Origin of the sequence: Streptomyces nigra, from assembly GCF_003074055.1 — a bacterium.
GTDB classification, from domain to species: domain Bacteria; phylum Actinomycetota; class Actinomycetes; order Streptomycetales; family Streptomycetaceae; genus Streptomyces; species Streptomyces nigra.
On sequence record NZ_CP029043.1, the window covers coordinates 1854731 to 1872575 of the forward strand.

At 71.9% G+C, this 17845-nt stretch carries 16 protein-coding genes; 8 read left to right on the forward strand and 8 right to left on the reverse strand.

From position 1 onward, the window contains the following. Positions 1–3: 3 nt before the first annotated feature. Genes hisB through hisD form a run of 3 tightly spaced genes read right to left on the reverse strand, consistent with a single transcriptional unit; the run spans position 4 to position 3022 of the window. Entirely contained in the window at positions 4–597 is a 594-nt protein-coding gene (gene hisB, locus DC008_RS08625) for an imidazoleglycerol-phosphate dehydratase HisB (protein WP_031483403.1), read from the reverse strand. Beyond that, a complete protein-coding gene (locus DC008_RS08630) occupies positions 594–1700 on the reverse strand; it encodes a histidinol-phosphate transaminase (protein ID WP_108706449.1) in 1107 nt (368 codons plus the stop codon). The genes hisB and DC008_RS08630 overlap by 4 nt, the downstream gene beginning before the upstream one ends. Beyond that, positions 1697–3022 (reverse strand): histidinol dehydrogenase, encoded by a 1326-nt coding sequence (hisD, locus tag DC008_RS08635; RefSeq protein ID WP_108706450.1) that lies wholly within the window; start codon positions 3020–3022, stop codon positions 1697–1699. Before hisD ends, DC008_RS08630 begins: the two co-directional genes overlap by 4 nt. Positions 3023–3198: 176 nt before the next feature. On the opposite strand from hisD, the gene DC008_RS08640 reads away from it, so the two are divergent. The 5 genes from DC008_RS08640 to DC008_RS36555 all read left to right on the forward strand — a co-directional run bounded on the left by DC008_RS08640 (position 3199) and on the right by DC008_RS36555 (position 7403). Further along, positions 3199–4776: an oxidoreductase gene (locus DC008_RS08640; RefSeq protein WP_108706451.1), complete on the forward strand. Its 1578-nt coding sequence runs from the start codon at positions 3199–3201 to the stop codon at positions 4774–4776. A 169-nt stretch (positions 4777–4945) separates the two neighbouring features. Continuing rightward, on the forward strand, positions 4946–5986 hold the full coding sequence (locus DC008_RS08645) for a hypothetical protein (RefSeq protein ID WP_108706452.1): 1041 nt from the start codon (positions 4946–4948) through the stop codon (positions 5984–5986). Positions 5987–5997: 11 nt separating this feature from the next. Further along, positions 5998–6735 carry an LON peptidase substrate-binding domain-containing protein gene (locus DC008_RS08650; protein WP_108706453.1) on the forward strand — a complete coding sequence of 246 codons (738 nt, stop codon included), beginning with the start codon at positions 5998–6000 and terminating at the stop codon, positions 6733–6735. 26 nt (positions 6736–6761) lie between these two features. Beyond that, positions 6762–7265, forward strand: a complete 504-nt coding sequence (gene ybaK, locus DC008_RS08655; protein ID WP_108706454.1) for a Cys-tRNA(Pro) deacylase — start codon at positions 6762–6764, stop codon at positions 7263–7265. 63 nt (positions 7266–7328) lie between these two features. Next, positions 7329–7403 (forward strand): hypothetical protein, encoded by a 75-nt coding sequence (locus DC008_RS36555; RefSeq protein ID WP_474777616.1) that lies wholly within the window; start codon positions 7329–7331, stop codon positions 7401–7403. Positions 7404–7456: 53 nt separating this feature from the next. On the opposite strand, the gene DC008_RS08660 is transcribed toward DC008_RS36555, so the two are convergent. The 4 genes from DC008_RS08660 to DC008_RS08675 all read right to left on the reverse strand — a co-directional run bounded on the left by DC008_RS08660 (position 7457) and on the right by DC008_RS08675 (position 11477). Beyond that, positions 7457–8188, reverse strand: coding sequence for a DUF2567 domain-containing protein (locus tag DC008_RS08660; protein ID WP_108706455.1), 732 nt, complete (start codon positions 8186–8188; stop codon positions 7457–7459). A 34-nt stretch (positions 8189–8222) separates the two neighbouring features. Continuing rightward, complete coding sequence (locus DC008_RS08665; protein ID WP_108706456.1) at positions 8223–9047, reverse strand: ABC transporter permease; 825 nt, start codon at positions 9045–9047, stop codon at positions 8223–8225. Between the two features lie 88 nt (positions 9048–9135). Then, entirely contained in the window at positions 9136–10110 is a 975-nt protein-coding gene (locus tag DC008_RS08670; protein ID WP_108706457.1) for an ABC transporter ATP-binding protein, read from the reverse strand. A 155-nt stretch (positions 10111–10265) separates the two neighbouring features. Continuing rightward, positions 10266–11477 (reverse strand): NYN domain-containing protein, encoded by a 1212-nt coding sequence (locus tag DC008_RS08675; RefSeq protein ID WP_108706458.1) that lies wholly within the window; start codon positions 11475–11477, stop codon positions 10266–10268. Positions 11478–11724: 247 nt separating this feature from the next. Between DC008_RS08675 and DC008_RS35395 the strand changes: the two genes are divergently transcribed. Beyond that, on the forward strand, positions 11725–11892 hold the full coding sequence (locus DC008_RS35395) for a hypothetical protein (protein ID WP_164492275.1): 168 nt from the start codon (positions 11725–11727) through the stop codon (positions 11890–11892). Between the two features lie 94 nt (positions 11893–11986). Here DC008_RS35395 and dnaE read toward each other — a convergent pair whose 3' ends face one another. Next, a complete protein-coding gene (gene dnaE, locus DC008_RS08680) occupies positions 11987–15526 on the reverse strand; it encodes a DNA polymerase III subunit alpha (protein ID WP_108706459.1) in 3540 nt (1179 codons plus the stop codon). Between the two features lie 202 nt (positions 15527–15728). Between dnaE and DC008_RS08685 the strand changes: the two genes are divergently transcribed. Further along, positions 15729–17054, forward strand: coding sequence for a DUF2252 domain-containing protein (locus DC008_RS08685; RefSeq protein WP_108706460.1), 1326 nt, complete (start codon positions 15729–15731; stop codon positions 17052–17054). A gap of 90 nt (positions 17055–17144) precedes the next feature. Next, positions 17145–17837 (forward strand): hypothetical protein, encoded by a 693-nt coding sequence (locus DC008_RS08690; protein WP_108706461.1) that lies wholly within the window; start codon positions 17145–17147, stop codon positions 17835–17837. Positions 17838–17845: the final 8 nt, after the last annotated feature.

Genomic DNA, 17845 nt, shown 5'->3' on the forward strand with positions numbered 1-17845 from the left:
GGGTTACAGCGCGCCCTTCGTCGACGGCAGGATGCCGGCCGCGCGCGGGTCGCGCTCGGAGGCGTAGCGCAGGGCCCGGGCCAGCGCCTTGAACTGGCACTCCACGATGTGGTGGGCGTTGCGTCCGTACGGCACGTGCACGTGCAGCGCGATCTGCGCCTGGGCGACGAAGGACTCCAGGATGTGGCGGGTCATCGTGGTGTCGTACTCGCCGATCATCGGCGCCATGTTCTCGGGCTCGGTGTGCACGAGGTAGGGGCGGCCGGACAGGTCGACGGTGACCTGGGCGAGGGACTCGTCCAGCGGGACCGTGCAGTTGCCGAAGCGGTAGATGCCCACCTTGTCGCCGAGGGCCTGCTTGAAGGCGGCGCCCAGCGCGAGGGCGGTGTCCTCGATGGTGTGGTGGGAGTCGATGTGCAGGTCGCCCTCGGTCTTGACGGTGAGGTCGAACAGGCCGTGGCGGCCGAGCTGGTCGAGCATGTGGTCGTAGAAGCCGACGCCGGTCGCCACGTCGACCTTGCCGGACCCGTCGAGGTCGATCTCGACGAGGACCGAGGTCTCCTTCGTCACCCGCTCTATGCGTCCTACGCGGTTCATGCGCTCTGCTCCTTCTTCACTTCACGGACCGCGTCGAGGAACGCGTCGTTCTCTTCGGGGGTGCCGGCGGTGACCCGCAGCCAGCCGGGTACGCCGTTGTCCCGGACCAGGACGCCCCGGTCGAGGATCTTCTGCCAGACCTCGTGGGCGTCGTCGAACCGCCCGAACTGCACGAAGTTGGCGTCCGAGGCGGTCACCTCGTAGCCGATGGCGAGCAGTTCGGCGACCAGCCGGTCGCGTTCGGCCTTCAGCTTCTCGACGTACTTCAGCAGTGTGCCGGTGTGCTCCAGCGCGGCCAGCGCGGTCGCCTGGGTGACGGCCGACAGGTGGTACGGCAGCCGGACGAGCTGGACGGCGTCGACCACGGCGGGGTCGGCGGCGAGGTAGCCGAGGCGCAGACCGGCCGCGCCGAAGGCCTTCGACATCGTCCGGGAGACGACGAGATGCGGCCGTCCTTCGAGCAGCGGCAGCAGCGAGTCGCCGTGGCTGAACTCGACGTACGCCTCGTCGACGATCACCATCGACGGCTTGGCCGCCTGTGCGGCCTCGTACAGGGCGAGGACGGTCTCGCGCGGGACCGCGTTGCCGGTGGGGTTGTTGGGGGTGGTGATGAAGACGACGTCGGGCCGGTGCTCGGCGATCGCCCGCCGGGCGGCGTCGAGGTCGATGGTGAAGTCGTCGTCGCGGGGGCCGGAGATCCAGCCGGTGCCGGTGCCGCGCGCGATGAGCGCGTGCATCGAGTACGACGGCTCGAAGCCGATCGCGGTACGGCCGGGGCCGCCGAAGGTCTGCAGCAGCTGCTGGATGACCTCGTTGGAGCCGTTGGCCGCCCACACGTCGGCGAGGCCCACCGGGTGGCCGGAGGTGTCCGTCAGATACCGGGCCAGCCGGGTGCGCAGCTCGACCGCGTCCCGGTCGGGGTAGCGGTTGAGGTCGCGGGCGGCCTCGCGGACGCGCTCGGCGATCCGCTCGACCAGGGGCTCGGGCAGCGGGTAGGGGTTCTCGTTGGTGTTGAGCCGTACGGGGACGTCCAGCTGGGGCGCCCCGTAGGGGGACTTGCCGCGCAGCTCGTCCCGTACGGGGAGATCGTCGATGCCAGTCACTTGCTCTCGGGTACCTTCCAGCCGAACCGTGCCTTGATCGCCGCGCCGTGGGCCGGCAGATCCTCCGCCTCCGCGAGCGTCACCACGTGATGCGCGACCTCGGCGAGCGCGTCGCGCGTGTAGTCCACGATGTGGATGCCGCGCAGGAAGGACTGGACGGACAGGCCGGAGGAGTGGCAGGCGCAGCCGCCGGTGGGCAGGACGTGGTTGGACCCGGCCGCGTAGTCGCCGAGGGAGACGGGCGCCCAGGGGCCGATGAAGATCGCGCCCGCGTTGCGGACCCGGTCGGCCACGGCGGCGGCGTCGGCCGTCTGGATCTCCAGGTGCTCGGCGCCGTACGCGTCGACGACCCGCAGGCCCTCGTCGATCCCGTCGACGAGGACGATCGCGGACTGCTTGCCCTTGAGGGCGGGCACGATCCGGTCGTCGATGTGCTTGGTGGCGGCGACCTGCGGCTCCAGCTCCTCGGCCACGGCGTCCGCGAGCTCCACGGAGTCGGTGACGAGGACGGCGGCGGCCAGCGGGTCGTGCTCGGCCTGGCTGATCAGGTCGGAGGCGACGTGCACCGGGTCGGCCGTGGAGTCCGCGAGGACCGCGATCTCGGTGGGGCCGGCCTCGGCGTCGATGCCGATCTTCCCGGTGAAGTAGCGCTTGGCCGCGGCGACCCAGATGTTGCCGGGGCCGGTGACCATGGTGGCCGGCGGGCAGGACTCGGTGCCGTACGCGAACATCGCGACGGCGGTGGCGCCGCCGGCGGCGTACACCTCGTCGACGCCGAGCAGCGCGCAGGCGGCGAGGATCGTCGGGTGCGGCAGCCCGCCGAACTCCGCCTGGGCCGGTGAGGCCAGCGCGATCGACGGCACCCCCGCCTCCTGGGCGGGCACGACGTTCATGACCACGGACGACGGGTAGACCGAGCGGCCACCGGGCGCGTACAGGCCGACGCGGTCGACCGGTACCCACTTCTCGGTGACCGAGCCGCCGGGGACGACCTGGGTGGTGTGCGCGGTGCGTCGCTGCTCGCGGTGGACGAGCCGGGCGCGGCGGATGGACTCCTCCAGGGCCGCGCGCACGGCCGGGTCGAGCTCCGCGAGGGCCTTCTCCAGGGCCTCGGCGGGGACGCGCACCTGGTCGAGCCGGACTCCGTCGAACTTCTCGGCGAAGTCGATCAGCGCCGCGTCGCCCCGATGATGCACGGCCTCACAGATCGGACGCACCTTCTCGAGGGCGGCCGAGACGTCGAAGTCGGCTCGGGGCAGCAGGTCGCGCAGGGCGGGGCCCTCGGGGAGGGCGTCGCCGCGCAGATCGATTCGGGAGATCACGTACCCAATTCTCTCAGACCCGCGTCGGACGCCGGGGACGCGTATCAATGGCTGATACAGACCGTCCCGGGAACCCGGAAGATCCTCTTCACGTCTTGCGTTCGGGGCGTCACCCAGCGGGCATCACGGTGGTACGGGCCACTGACTCGCGAGTAGCCGGGGAGGATGAGAAGGACGTGACCGAGGGGGCCGGCATCCGGGACGGGGACCTGCCGGACGATCTGACCGCCGCCGAGGCCGGGATGTGGCAGGCGTTCCGCAACGGCAGCGTGTACGACCTGAGCAGCGGCGACACCGTGGTCGACGATCCGCACGGCGGTCATCCCTGGGGCGAGGAGCGGACCGTGCGGGCCCGGATCGTCTGCTGGCTGCTGCTGGACGGGCCGCCCCCGCTGGCGGGCCGGGTGTCCTCGCTGAAGCTGGTGGGCGTGCAGGTCAGCGGCGCGCTGGACCTGGCGGGCGGCACCATCGAGCCGTACGTCGAGATGCGCGGCTGCCGCTTCGAGCGGGAGGTCCTGCTGCCGGAGGCCCGGTTCACCACGCTGCGGCTGGTGGACTGCTCGGTGCCGCGGCTGGAGGCGGCGCGGGTGCACACGGAGGGCGATCTGCATCTGCCGCGCTGCCGTTTCCACAACGGCGTGCGGATCACGGACGCCCACATCGGCACGGATCTGCTGCTCAGCCAGGCGGTGGTCTACCGGGACCGCAGCGGCCGCTCGATCGCCGGGGACGGTATGAGCGTCGGCCAGGACCTCCAGGCCGAGATGCTGGAGTCGCACGGCGAGCTGAGTCTGCGCGGCGCGAGCATCGGCGTGTCGCTGAGCCTGCGGGGGGCGCGGCTGGTCAACCCGTACACCCGGCTCGCGCTGAACGCGCCGCAGCTGACCGTCGGGCGGACCCTGTACCTGACCCCGGCGGGGGTCGGCAGTCCGCTGCTGAGCGGGCGCACCCCGGCGCGCGGGACCCGGGTGCAGCGGTTCGAGTGCCGGGGCGGGGTGCGGCTGGACGACGGGCGGTTCGGGGACGCGGTCGACCTGGAGCGGGCCCGGTTCGTCTTCACGGACGAGCAGGAGCTGTCGATGCGCCGGATCCAGACGCCGGAGCTGCGGTTCCTCGGGGAGCGGATGGAGCGCGGCCGGGTGGTGCTGTCGGGCGCGCGGGTGGTGAACCTGATGGACCGGGCGGACGCCTGGCCGGGGCCGGGGCTGCTGCACATGGGCGGCTTCGGCTACGAGAACCTGGTGCCGCGCGGGCCGTTCCCGCTGGAGCGGCGGCTGGAGTGGGTGGCGGCCGCGACCGCCGAGTACAACCCGGAGCCGTACGAGCTGCTGGCCTCCGTGCTGCGGGCCGGCGGGGAGGACGAGGACGCGCGCGAGGTGCTGCTCGCCAAGCAGCGCCGGCGGCGCGAGACGCTGCCGCCCGCCGGGAAGCTGTGGGGGTACGTCCAGGACTGGATGGTCGCCTACGGCTATCGGCCGGGCCGGGCCGCCGTGTGGATGGCGATCCTGTGGGCGGCGGGTTCGGTGGCCTTCGGGTACGCCGATCATCCGCCGATCAAGGGCGGTGAGCATCCGACCTGGAACCCGACGCTGTTCGCGCTGGATCTGCTGCTGCCGGTGATCGACCTGGGGCAGGTGGGGTTCTGGCAGCTCAGCGGCGTGTGGCAGTGGGTGTCGGCGGCGATGATCCTGCTGGGCTGGATCCTGGCGACGACCGTGGCGGCGGGGGCGACGCGCACACTGCGCCGAAGCTGAGGCCGGCGGGACGTCCGATGTCGATGGGAATGGTGTGACGAGTGAGCTGATTTCATGGATGTCCGACAGTTGTTGAACAGTTGACCTTTACCGGTTCTTGACCTGCGGGCGTACAACTTTCCCCGTCTTGGCCGTTCCCTCTGGCGCGGCGGTGACCAGCGGTCCTTCAATGGTCGACACCATGGCTCTGCTGCTCCCGTTCGGCCGGGCGTCACGGACGACCAGCCCCTCAGCGCAGCACCCCGCCGCCGGACTCCCCGCCGACGACGAGGTGCTCCTCGACGCGCCAGACGACCGCCTGGGCCCCGCGCTGGTCGCGGCCGGCCAGGGGTCCCACCGCGCCGCCGCCGACCTGCTCGCCGCCACCCGCGCCCTCGGGCGCTGGGACCACCGCGACCGGTACGTCCTGCGGCTCGCCGCCTTCGCCCGCTCGCGGCCGGAGTGGGTGCAGACCTGGTACGCCGCCGCCCCGGACGACCCGGACGTCCTGCTGCTGCGCGCCCAGCTCGCCGTCGACCACGCCTGGCGCTCCCCGGCCCGCGCCGAGCTGCTGCGCGGGGTGAGCCCGCTGATCACCGCCGCCGCCCGGGCCGACGACCGCGACCCGGTGCCCTGGCGCCTGGCCCTGGACCACGCGCGCGGCTCCCGCGCCGGGCACACCTACTTCGGCGAGCTGTGGGAGGCGGCCGTGCGCCGCGCCCCGCTGCACTACGGCTGCCATGTCGCCGCCCTGCGCTATCTGGCCTCCTCCTGGCACGGCTCGCACCGCGAGTGCCTGGACTTCGCCGACCGCGCCGCGCAGGACGCCCCCGCCGACTCCCTCGTCCAGGCCCTGCCGGCCCGGGCGGCGCTCGCCTACCTGAACGACGGGTGCGGCCCCGGAGTGCCCCCGGAGCGGCTGCACGCCGCGGCCGACCGGGCCGTCGCGCTCTCGGCCCGGTTCCCGACGGCCGACCTGTGGCTCGCGGCCGTCCGCAACAAGCTGACCTGCGTCCTCGTGGAACTCGGCCGCTGGGACGACGCTCTGGAGCAGTTGCGGCTGATCGGGCCGCACGCCACGTCCTACCCGTGGAGCCGGTCCGCGGAGGATCCGCTGGGCCGTTTCCTGGAGGTGCGGCACCAGGTGCGGCGGCGCGCGGCCCCGGCCGGGGGGCGCGCCGGGCATCCACCAGGTGGGCGCGCCCGTCGTGCCGGCCGGCGCGACCACTAGGCTTTGGCGCCGTGACCGTCCGCCTTCCGCTCTTCCCGCTGAACTCGGTGCTTTTCCCGGGGCTCGTCCTGCCGCTGAACGTCTTCGAGGAGCGGTATCGCGCCATGATGCGCGAACTCCTCAAGACCCCCGAGGAGGATCCGCGCCGGTTCGCCGTGGTCGCCATCCGGGACGGCCACGAGGTGGCCGTCGCCGCCCCCGGGATGCCGGACCCGACCGCCGTTCCCGAGCGCGGCCCCGCCGCGGGCTTCGGCCCCGACCCGCTGGCGGCCTTCCACACCGTGGGGTGCGTCGCGGACGCGGCGACGATCCGGGAGCGGGCCGACGGCACCTTCGAGGTGCTGGCGACCGGCACGACCCGGGTGCGGCTCGTCTCCGTGGACGCGTCGGGTCCGTTCCTGACGGCCGAGCTGGAGGAGCTCACCGAGGAGCCGGGCGACGAGGCCGGAGCGCTCGCCGAAGGCGTGCTGCGGGCCTTCCGGCAGTACCAGAAGCGGCTGGCCGGCGCCCGTGAGCGGTCCGTGTCCACCACCGCCGACCTGCCGGACCAGCCGTCGGTCGTGTCCTACCTGGTGGCCGCCGCGATGATGCTGGACACGCCGACCAAGCAGCGGCTCCTCCAGGCCCCGGACACCGCGTCCCGGCTGCGCGACGAGCTGAAACTCCTTCGCGCCGAGACCTCGATCATCCGTACCCTGCCCTCGCTCCCGGCGTCCGACCTGACCCGCGTACCGACCAGCCTCAACTGACGCACCACCCCTGGGGAACGGCCACCATGGCGAAGAAGTCGAAGAAGCAGCAGCAGTCCGGCGGAACCCCGGCCACGGTCGCGCTGACCGCGGCCGGTGTCGCCTACACCGTCCACTCCTACGACCACGACCCCGCGCACCCCTCGTACGGCGAGGAGGCCGCGCAGGCGATGGGCGTCTCCCCGGACCGGGTCTTCAAGACGCTGGTCGCGGACGTGGACGGCGCCCTGACCGTGGCGGTGGTCCCGGTGGCGGGCCAGCTGGACCTCAAGGCGCTGGCGGCGGCGGTCGGCGGCAAGCGCGCCGCCATGGCGGACCCGGCGCTCGCGGAGCGCACCACCGGCTATGTGCGGGGCGGCATCTCGCCGCTGGGCCAGCGCAAGAGGCTGCGCACGGTCCTGGACGCCTCGGCGTCGGACCACGACACGATCTGCGTCTCGGCGGGCCGCCGGGGCCTGGAGGTGGAGCTCGCGCCCGCCGATCTGGCGGCGCTCACGGGCGCGGTCCTCGCTCCCGTCGGACGTGCGTGAGCCCTCCACCTGGCGTGTACGAGCCCTCGACGGCAGTCCCGTCCTCGGTTAAGTACCAAGGACATGTCGAAGAGGACGCGCAAACGCAAGTGGCGTATCAGGAAGGGCCGTTCGAACCACGGACGCCGCCCGGCGTGAGGTGACGGTCCACCGCTCAGGGGGCAGACGCGCCCCCTGGGCACACCGCGGCCTCAGGCCATCGGCGCGCCGTACGGGTCCTTCGGCTCCGGGGGCTGCTTCTCGTACGGGTCCGGCTCCCGGGGACCGAACAGCGCGGTCAGGCCGAGGTGCACGATCAGGGCCGCGAGCGGCCAGGCCAGCCAGGCCCCCTTCGCGCCCAGCTTGAGGGGCGCCGAGAAGGTGACGCCCTTGCCCACCGCCTTGGCGTGGGCGATGACGTTCTCCGTGGGGCCGAGCCAGACCCCGATCCGCCAGGCCAGCAGCGACCCGAGGAAGCCGCCCAGGGCCAGCCCCACCACCAGCGGCACACCGCCGCGCCGCCGCCACAGGAACACGGCCACGGCACTCACCAGGCCGAACGCGAGCGCGAGCAGGGTGAAGGTGCCGTCCACCCCGATGGCCTGCTCGCCCTCGGAGTCCTTGAAGTACACGACCCAGCCGTCGTCGACGACGTCCCCGACGAGCGGCACGCTCGGCGCCAGCCGCCACCACAGCACCCCGAGCAGCGCGCCGAGAAGCGCGACCACGACCGTGACGACGGCGCCCTCGCGCAGCTCGGCCTTCATCCCGGGGCCGTCCTGCCCGTACGACGGCGCGCCGTACGGGCCGGGCGGCGGGCCCCCGGCGGCGTCGGATATGGCGTCGTGCGGCACGGCGGCCGTGTACCCGGCAGCGGGCTGCTGCCATCCCCCGGGGGAGGACGGGTCACGCGGCGGCGGTGGAGGAGTCAGCGGAGCGGTCACCCTGCCATCGTGCCAGGCCGCCCCGTGCGGCGCGTCACCGGACGGCCGCCCGGCGGTACGCCCAGGTGGCGACGGCCAGCGAGACGACGCCGACGCCCGCGCACACGGCCAGGTCACCGAGGACGAACCCCCAGCCGGGCCGCTCCCCGAAGGTCCGCGCGAACGCCTCGACGCCGTACGTCGAGGGCAGCAGATCGCGGGCGAACCGGACCACCTCCGGCATCCGGTCGGCGGGCAGGACGCCCAGCAGCAGGGCGGCGGACATGCCGAGCTGCCCGAGCAGCGTGGCCAGCTCGGGGCGCGGCGCGAGCAGCCCGAGGGCGGCGCCGAGCCCGGCGAGCGCGGCTCCGGCCAGCGGGATCACGGCGAGGAGGATCCACAGGTGCGTCATCGGCAGCCCGAACAGCAGGCAGCCGAAGACGGCCGTCACGACGGTCCCGGGCACGGTGAAGGAGGCGTACGCGCCGGCCGCGCCGAGCACCACGGCCGCGGGCGGCACCGGCAGCGTGGCGTAGTGGTCGAGCCCGCCGCTGGCGCGCAGCTGCCCGAAGTACTGCGCGAGCAGGTTCAGCGCGACGAAGGCGACGACCAGCACCGACGACCCGGCCACCACGGCCTGCGCCTCGGCCCCGCCGTCGACGACACCGCGCATCAGGATCATGATCCCGACCGACTGGAAGGTCGCGACGAACAGCAGCGGGATGCGCGCGACCCGCGCCCGGGACAGCTGCGCCCGGTACACGGCACACAGCGACGGCCACAGCCGTGCGCGCGGCCCCAGCTCGGCCGGGGCCCGACCGGACGTCCGGTCCGCGGCCAGGGCGCCGCCCGGCAGAACCTCGGCGGGTACGACACTCACGTGGCGCTGCTCCCTTTCGCACAGGGGATCGACACAACGGTGGCCCTGCTCCGTACGGTCTCCAGTACGGATGTGGCACTCCGCTCGCTCACGCCTTCACCAGGCCCTTCTGTGCGGCACCGCCCAGCGCCAGGTAGACGTCCTCCAGGCTGGGCGCGGCGAGGGTGAAGTCGTCCAGGGCGGCGAAGGCGGCCCCGCCGGTGACGGTGGCGACGACCGTGCGGGCCTCCTCGGGGGCGAGACGCAGGGTCCAGCGGCGGCCGGACTCGACGGCGCGGTCCTGGAGCGCGGCGACCTCGGGCACCTCCAGCGGCGCCCGCTCCCGCCAGAGCAGCTCGACACGGACCTCGCCGGCCACGCGCTCCTTGAGCCCGGACGGCGTGTCGCAGGCGATGACCCGGCCCCGGTCGAGCACGGCGACCCGGTCGAGGACGGTCTCGGCCTCGATGACGTTGTGGGTGACGAGCAGCACCGTGGTGCCGCGTTCGGCGCGCCGGCGGTCCACGGCCGACCAGACGGCGCGCCGGGCCACCGGGTCCATGCCGGTGGTCGGCTCGTCCAGGACGAGCAGCGGCCGCTCCCCCACCAGCGCGGCGGCGAAGCAGGCCAGCCGGCGCTGTCCGCCGGAGAGCTTGCGCAGGGGCCGTCCGGCGATCGGGGTGAGCCCCAGCTCGTCGAGGACGTCGTCGCGCTCGGCCCGGGCCGTGCGGGCGTCCAGGCCGCGCAGCCGGCCGGTGGTCTCGGCGGCGAGGGAGACGGTCAGCTCGTCCAGGGCCGTCGACTCCTGGCCGAGGTAGGCGAGGATGCGCGCGGCCCGCTCGGGGTGGCGCACGATGTCGTGCCCGAGGATCTCGACGCTGCCGGAGTCGGGCCGCATCAGCCCGGTCAGCTGCCGTACGACGGTGGTCTTGCCGGCCCCGTTGGGTCCGAGCAGCCCGAAGATCTCGCCCTGGGCGATGTCGAGCCGCACGTCGTCGGTGGCCCGCAGCGCGGGCGTGCCGGGCGCTCCGCGGCGCCCCCGGACGGCCGGGTAGGTCTTGGTCAGCCCGCGCACGGCACACACGACGTCACCACCGTGCCGAAGTGCCTGTCCCGCGCGCGTACTCACAAGGCACGAGACTACGGGGTCCGCCGCCCCGATCCGTCCCCGGGTCGCCGGATACGGCCGATTCCCCAGCTCGCCCCGCACGTCCGACACGCCGTGCGGGACCGCGTCCGTCAGTCGGCCGCCGGCGCGTGTTCCGCCGTGCGCACGTCGATCTCGCGCCAGAAGCCCGCCCTGATCGCGTACCGGTCGTGCTCGTCGATCTGGTCGTCCTTGTGGGCGAGCAGGCCGAAGCGGGCCGCGTAGCGCAGCAGCTCGCCGTCGATGCGGTGCGGGATGCGCGGGTACATCGCGGACAGCTTCTGCAGATGCCCCTGCTCCCCGAGCCGCCCCATCCAGCGGCGGGCGAAGACCTGTCCGACCTCGTACGGGTCGCCTCCGACCGTCGTGATGTCCTCCTCGCGGTCGGCCCAGCGCTGCTCGGCGGTGGTCAACTGCGCGAGGGTCGGCATGGAGGCGATCTCGGGCGGCTCGGCCGCGGTGCCGGGACGGTCGACCCAGCCCTTGTCCGAGGACCAGCGCAGGGTGGCGCTCGCCGGCTGGGCGGTCTGGACGCCGGGTGCGCGAAGGGCGGCGAGGTCCTTGGGCGTGGGGACGCCCTTGGGTGCCGGGACGCGCTCCGGTGCGCCGGTGTCGGCCGAGGCGGCGGGCGCGTGCTCGGGCTCCTCGGCGCGCCGCTCGCCCGTCGCGCCGAGCGCGGAGTCGGGCAGGGGCGCGGAGAGGATCGCGGCGATCTCCGGACGCGGCACCGGCGGCGGCGCGCACACGCCGGTCAGTTCCTTGGCGCGTACGGCCTGGGTGATCCAGGCCCGGTCGAGCACGCGCCGCTCGTCCGCCTCGGCCACCAGGTCCTCGGACTGGTTGTAGTCGCCGTCGGCGGCCTGCACGGCCCACAGATGGACGGCGACCCCGTGCTCCTTGGCGGCCATCATGCCCGGCAGCAGATCCCCGTCGCCGGTGACGAGGACGACGTCGGAGCAGGCGCGGTTGCGGGCGAGCTCGGTGAGTTCGGCGTGCATCGCGGCGTCCACGCCCTTCTGCGCCCAGCGGCCGTCGCTGCGGGTCAGGGCGCCCAGCCGGACGGTGACCCGCGGCATCACCCGCAGCCGGCGGTGCTCGGGCTGCGGGACCCGGTCGGGCGCGCCGTCGAACCAGTAGATGCGCAGCAGGGGCTGCTGGGTGTCCGACTCGGCGCAGGCGCGCAACGCCTGGATGAGGGCGGCGTGGTCGACGCTGATCCGGGACCGGGAGGGTTCCCCGGCGAGCAGGCTGGCGGCGGCCCCCAGCAGATACCCGGCGTCCACCAGGACGATGCAGCGGTCCACACGACTCACCCTCTTCCCGGGAGGTTTGCTTCAGGCTTTCTTCGAGTCTGCCCGACCGTGCGGGGGTTAACGGGCCGAACTCGATCTTCGGCGTGGCGTTTCGGCGGATCGGGACGGCGTCCCGGCGGGGCGGGCGTCCCGACAACCGCCACTACACAGGGTAATTATCCGACATGCACTCTTTGTCTGGCTATGTGAATCTGGTCCCGGCCCTGGCCCCTAGATCCCCCACAGGAGGCAGATCACCATGGCCAAGAACAAGAAGCAGGACCGTAAGCAGCCCCAGTCCGCGCGTGGTGCCCGGCAGAACGAGACCACCACGGTGATGGAGCCCCCGGCCGGGCCCGCCCTCGCGCAGGCGAGCCCGGGCGACATCGCCCGCAAGGGCCGGCAGAAGCGCTTCGGTCACAACTGATCTCCGCGTAAGGGTTGTTGAGACCCGGGTATGACGAAAGGGGCGCGTCCCGTGCGGGACGCGCCCCTTTCGTGACGACTCCTGCGGCGGCCGGTCAGCCGGCCAGGCAGGACGGGCCGAGCAGCACCTTCAAGTCGCCGAACAGCGCCGGATCGGGCTTCACCCGGTGCCGGTCGAGGCGCAGCACCGTCGTCTTGGTCGGCCCCTGGAGCTTGATGCGGACCTCGCTCTCGCCCCTGTGGTGGCTGAGGATCTCGCCGAGCCGGCTGACCATCGGCGGGGTGACCCGCGTGGCCGGGATGGTGAGGATCACCGGCGCGTTGGCGCCCGCGTTGGAGAGGTCGGGCACCTGCAGCTCCATCGCGACGAGCCGCGGAACGTCCTCGCGCTTGTCGAGGCGGCCCTTGACGAACACCACGGCGTCCTCGACGAGTTGGGTCGAGACGAGCTGGTAGGTCGCCGGGAAGAACATGCACTCGATGGAGCCCGCGAGGTCCTCGACCGTGGCGATCGCCCAGGCGTTGCCCTGCTTGGTCATCTTGCGCTGGAGGCCCGAGATGATGCCGCCGATGGTGACGACCGCGCCGTCGGAGTGCTCTCCGCCGGTGAGCTGGGCGATGCCCGCGTCCGCCTTGTCGGACAGCACGTGCTCCAGACCGAACAGCGGGTGGTCGGAGACGTACAGACCGAGCATCTCCCGCTCCTGGGCGAGCAGATAGGTCTTGTCCCACTCCTCGTCGGTGAACTGCACGTCGAGTCCGAAGCCGGGCTCGTCGCTCTGCTCCTCGCCCATCCCGCCGAAGAGGTCGAACTGGCCCTCGGCCTCCTTGCGCTTGACCGCCACCACGTTGTCGATCATCGGCTCGAAGTGGGCGGTGAGGCCCTTGCGGGTGTGCCCGAGGCTGTCGAACGCGCCCGCCTTGATCAGCGACTCGGTGGTCCGCTTGTTGCACGCGGCCGCGTCGATCTTGTCGAGGTAGTCGGGGAAGGAGGAGTACTTCCCCTTCGCCTTGCGGCTCTTGATGATCGACTCGACGACGTTGGTGCCGACGTTGCGGACGGCCTCCAGGCCGAAGAGGATCACGTCGTCGCCCTGGGCGGCGAAGTTGTGCACGGACTCGTTGACGTTCGGCGGGAGCACGCGGATGCCCATGCGCCGGCACTCGTTGAGATAGACCGCGGACTTGTCCTTGTCGTCCTTGACGGACGTGAGCAGCGCTGCCATGTACTCGGCGGGGTGGTTCGCCTTGAGGTAGGCGGTCCAGTACGACACCAGGCCGTACGCGGCCGAGTGCGCCTTGTTGAACGCGTAGCCGGCGAACGGGACCAGCACGTCCCACAGCGCCTGGATGGCCTCGTCGCTGTAGCCGTTCTTCCGGGCGCCGGCCTGGAAGATCGTGAAGTTCTTCGCCAGTTCCTCGGGCTTCTTCTTGCCCATCACCCGGCGGAGGATGTCGGCCTCGCCGAGCGAGTAGCCGGCGACGATCTGGGCGGCCTTCTGCACCTGCTCCTGGTAGACGATCAGGCCGTAGGTGACGTCCAGGACCTCCCGCAGGGGCTCCTCGAGCTCCTTGTGGATGGGCGTGATCTCCTGCTGCCCGTTCTTGCGCAGCGCGTAGTTCGTGTGGGAGTTCATGCCCATGGGGCCCGGGCGGTACAGGGCCGACACGGCGGAGATGTCTTCGAAGTTGTCCGGCTTCATCAGACGCAGCAGCGAGCGCATGGGGCCGCCGTCGAACTGGAAGACGCCGAGGGTGTCGCCGCGCTGGAGCAGTTCGAAGGTCGTGGGGTCGTCCAGCGGGAGGCTGAGGAGATCGATGTCGATCCCCTTGTTGGACTTCACCATCTTGACGGCGTCGTCCATGATCGTCAGGTTGCGCAGGCCGAGGAAGTCCATCTTCAGCAGGCCGAGCGACTCGCAGCTCGGGTAGTCCCACTGCGTGATGGTCACGCCGTCGGTGTGCCGGACCCAGACGGGCACGTGCTCGGTGATGGTCTCGCTGGACATGATCACGCCGGCGGCGTGCACACCCATCTGCCGGACCAGGCCCTCCACGCCGCGCGCGGTGTCGATGACCTTCTTCACGTCCGGTTCGTTCTCGTACATCGCGCGGACCTCGCCCGCCTCCGAGTACCGGGGGTGGCTCGGGTCCGTGATACCGGAGAGCGGGATGCCCTTGCCGAGGACGTCGGCGGGCATCGCCTTGGTGATGCGGTCGCCCATCGCGTACGGGTAGCCCAGCACGCGCGCGGAGTCCTTGATCGCGTTCTTGGCCTTGATGGTGCCGTAGGTGCCGATCATGGCGACCTTGTCGGCGCCGTACTTCTCCGTCACGTACCGGATCACCTCGACGCGCCGGCGCTCGTCGAAGTCGATGTCGACATCGGGCATGGAGATGCGCTCGGGGTTGAGGAACCGCTCGAAGATCAGGCCGTGCGGGATGGGGTCGAGGTCGGTGATGCCCATGGCGTACGCGACGATCGAACCGGCCGCGGAGCCTCGGCCGGGGCCGACCGCGATGCCGTTGTTCTTGGCCCACATGATGAAGTCGGCCACGACGAGGAAGTAGCCGGGGAAGCCCATCGAGATGATGACGTCCATCTCGTAGTCGGCCTGCTTCTGACGGTCCTCGGGGATGCCGCCCGGGAAGCGGCGCTCCATGCCGCGGCGGACCTCCTCCTTGAACCAGGTGACCTCGGTGTAGCCCTCGGGGATGTCGAACTTGGGCATGAGGTCGCGCTTCTCGAACATGCCCGTGGTGTCGACCATCTCGGCGATCAGCAGGGTGTTGGCGCAGCCCTCCTGCCAGGCGTCCGAGGAGTCGATGGCGTACATCTCGTCCGTGGACTTCAGGTAGTAGCCGGTGCCGTCGAACTTGAAGCGGTCCGGGTCGGAGAGGTTCTTGCCGGTCTGGATGCACAGCAGGGCGTCGTGGGCGGTCGCCTCGTGCGCGTACGTGTAGTGCGAGTCGTTCGTCACCAGGGGCGGGATGCCGAGCTTCCTGCCGATCTCCAGCAGGCCGTCGCGGACCCGGTGCTCGATGTCGATGCCGTGGTCCATCAGCTCCAGGAAGTACCGGTCCTTGCCGAAGATGTCCTGGTAGTCGGCGGCGGCCTTCAGGGCCTCGTCGAACTGGCCGAGCCGCAGCCTGGTCTGCACCTCGCCGGAGGGGCAGCCGGTGGAGGCCACGATCCCCTCGGACCACTGCGAGATGGTCTCCTTGTCCATCCGGGGCCACTTCTGCAGCCAGCCCTCGGCGTAGGCGTCGGAGGAGAGCCGGAAGAGGTTGTGCAGCCCCGTGCTGTTCACGGCCCACATCGTCTTGTGGGTGTAGCCACCGGAACCGGAGACGTCGTCGCGCTTCTGGTGCGGCTGGCCCCACTGGATCTTGCGCTTGTTGCGCCGGGACTCGGGGGCGACATACGCCTCGATCCCGATGATCGGGGTGATCCCGGCCTTCTGCGCGGAGTGGAAGAAGTCGTACGCCCCGTGCAGGTTGCCGTGGTCGGACATGGCGATATGGGTCATGCCCATCTCGTTGCAGGCGTTGAACATGTCCTTCAGCCGCGCGGCACCGTCCAGCAGCGAGTACTGGGTGTGGACGTGCAGGTGCGTGAACGGCGGCTTCGACACGACGTGGCCTCCATGGAAAACAGTCGGTGACAGGCGGGCGGACACTTCCGGGGACAGCGTCGAAGTCTATGCCTCGGCACTGACACGCACGGCTCTCCCCCGCGTACCTTCACTGCGAGGGCTTGCGGGCACTTTCCGATGGGCCCGCCCGTTCGATACGACAGAAACGCTGTCGTACGCATGCACCAGGAGGCACCCAGCGATGTCGGTCCCCCAGCTCAACGACGAGCAGCGCGGCGACGAGATCCTCGCCGTCTTCGAGACCGCCTTCGGCGAGCTCCTGGCCGCCGACCCGGCCGCGTTCCGCGTGAAGTTCCGGAAGATGGCGGCCTCGGCCTTCGCCTTCTACCGGGGCACGGCGAGCCTCTTCTACCACGACCTCGACAGCGAGAAGCGGGGCGGCCCGTACCTGGACGAGCGCACCTCGCGCGTGTGGATCCACGGCGACCTGCACGCGGAGAACTTCGGCACGTACATGGACAGCAACGGCCGGCTGGTCTTCAACGTCAACGACTTCGACGAGGCCTACGTCGGCCCCTTCACCTGGGACCTCAAGCGCTTCGCCGCCTCCGTCGCCCTGATCGGCTACGCCAAGGCGCTCGGCGACGACCAGATCAGCGAGCTGGTGCGGATCTACGCGGAGGCCTACCGCGCGCGCATCCACGCCCTGGCGACCGGCGCCAAGAGCGACGAGGTGCCGCCGTACACGCTGGACACCGCCCAGGGCCCGCTCCTGGACGCGCTGCGCGTCGCCCGCTCGCTGACCCGCTTCGGGCTGCTGGACTCGATGACGGAGATCCGGGACTTCGAGCGCCGCTTCGCCCCCGGCGGCGGTTCCATCGAGCTGGACGCCGCCACGCGGTACAAGGTGCTCGCGGCGTTCGACGGCTATCTGGAGACGCTGCCGGACGCCTCGCTGGCCCGCCCCGACTCCTACCGGGTCAAGGACGTCGTGGGGCGGCGCGGCATCGGAATCGGCTCGGCGGGCCTGCCGTCGTACAACATCCTGCTGGAGGGCCACAGCGACGCCCTGGAGAACGATGTGGTGATCTACATCAAGCAGGCCCAGACCCCGGCCGTCTCCCGCCACATCACGGATCCGGCGATCGCCGGGTACTTCCAGCACGAGGGCCACCGCACGGTGATCTCCCAGCGCGCGCTCCAGGCGCACGCCGACCCGTGGCTCGGCTGGACGGAGCTGGACGGCTCGGGCCAGCTGGTCGCGGAGGTCTCGCCGTACGCCGTGGACCTGGACTGGAGCGACATCGACGACCCGGAGGAGATCGCGGCGGTCGTCGCCGATCTCGGCCGGGCCACCGCGGCGATGCACGCGGCGGCGGACGACACCTCCGGCGAGTCGCTGGTGCCGTTCTCGACGGAGCGCGCCATCGACGCGGCGATCGCCGCCGACGAGGAGAACTTCGCCGAGCTGCTGGTCTCCTTCGCGCACGACTACGGCGCACGCGCACGTGCCGACCACCAGATCTTCGTGGACCTGTTCCGCAACGGACGGATCCCGGGTCTGTGACGGAAGGTTCGCCCACCGGCCCCCGGGGACCTCTCACAGGCACTCTTTAGGGGTCCCTTACCTCCTCTCATGCCACACTCTTCTTTCGATATGGACATCTCCGGGACCCAGCTGCGAGCGGTACGCGCGGCGCTGTTCACGTCACTCGTGGTGACGCTGAGCACGGCGTCGCACGTCCTGCTGTCCCGTGCGCCCCTGCCGCTGAACACGGTGGCCCTGCTGGCGGCCGCCGTGTTCGCCCTGGCCTACGCGCTGGCCGGGCGGGAGCGGAGCTTCGGGCGGATCGCCGCGCTGCTGATCCCGCTGGAGCTGGCCGCCGACACGATCCTCACCACCGGGCAGCACGTCTGCTACGGCAGGGCGGGCGGTCCGGTCGCGGGCCCGCTGGCCTCCGTCGGCTGGGACGTGCTGTGCGGCGACGGCACCAAGGTCGGCACCCCGCTGGCCCAGGTCACCGGCACCGACCCGGACCGGCTCGGCGGGCTCCTCGCGCACGCGGACCCGGCCACCGCCTGGTTCCTGCTCGCCGCCCATGTCGGTGTCGGCCTCGCCGCAGCGGCCTGGCTGCGCCGGGGCGAGCGGGCCCTGGCCCAGCTGCTGCGGGCCGTCGGCGCGACCACGTTCCGGCCGCTGCTGCTGGCGGTCGCCGCGGTGACGGTCCGGCGGGCCTCGCCGGCCCGGCGCCTGCCCCGCCCGGCGCACCGCCCGGCCGCCGCGCGCCTGATGCTCCTCGTGCACTCCCTGGGACGGCGTGGACCGCCCTGCTCCCCCGCGTTCGTGTGAACGCCTTC

Bases quoted from the DNA above. Each gene is read 5' to 3' on its own strand.
- DC008_RS08645 (WP_108706452.1), top strand. From the start codon at position 4,946: ATGGTCGACACCATGGCTCTGCTGCTCCCGTTCGGCCGGGCGTCACGG.
- DC008_RS08685 (WP_108706460.1), top strand. From the start codon at position 15,729: ATGTCGGTCCCCCAGCTCAACGACGAGCAGCGCGGCGACGAGATCCTC.
- hisB (WP_031483403.1), bottom strand. From the start codon at position 597: ATGAACCGCGTAGGACGCATAGAGCGGGTGACGAAGGAGACCTCGGTC.
- ybaK (WP_108706454.1), top strand. From the start codon at position 6,762: ATGGCGAAGAAGTCGAAGAAGCAGCAGCAGTCCGGCGGAACCCCGGCC.
- DC008_RS08690 (WP_108706461.1), top strand. From the start codon at position 17,145: ATGGACATCTCCGGGACCCAGCTGCGAGCGGTACGCGCGGCGCTGTTC.
- DC008_RS35395 (WP_164492275.1), top strand. From the start codon at position 11,725: ATGGCCAAGAACAAGAAGCAGGACCGTAAGCAGCCCCAGTCCGCGCGT.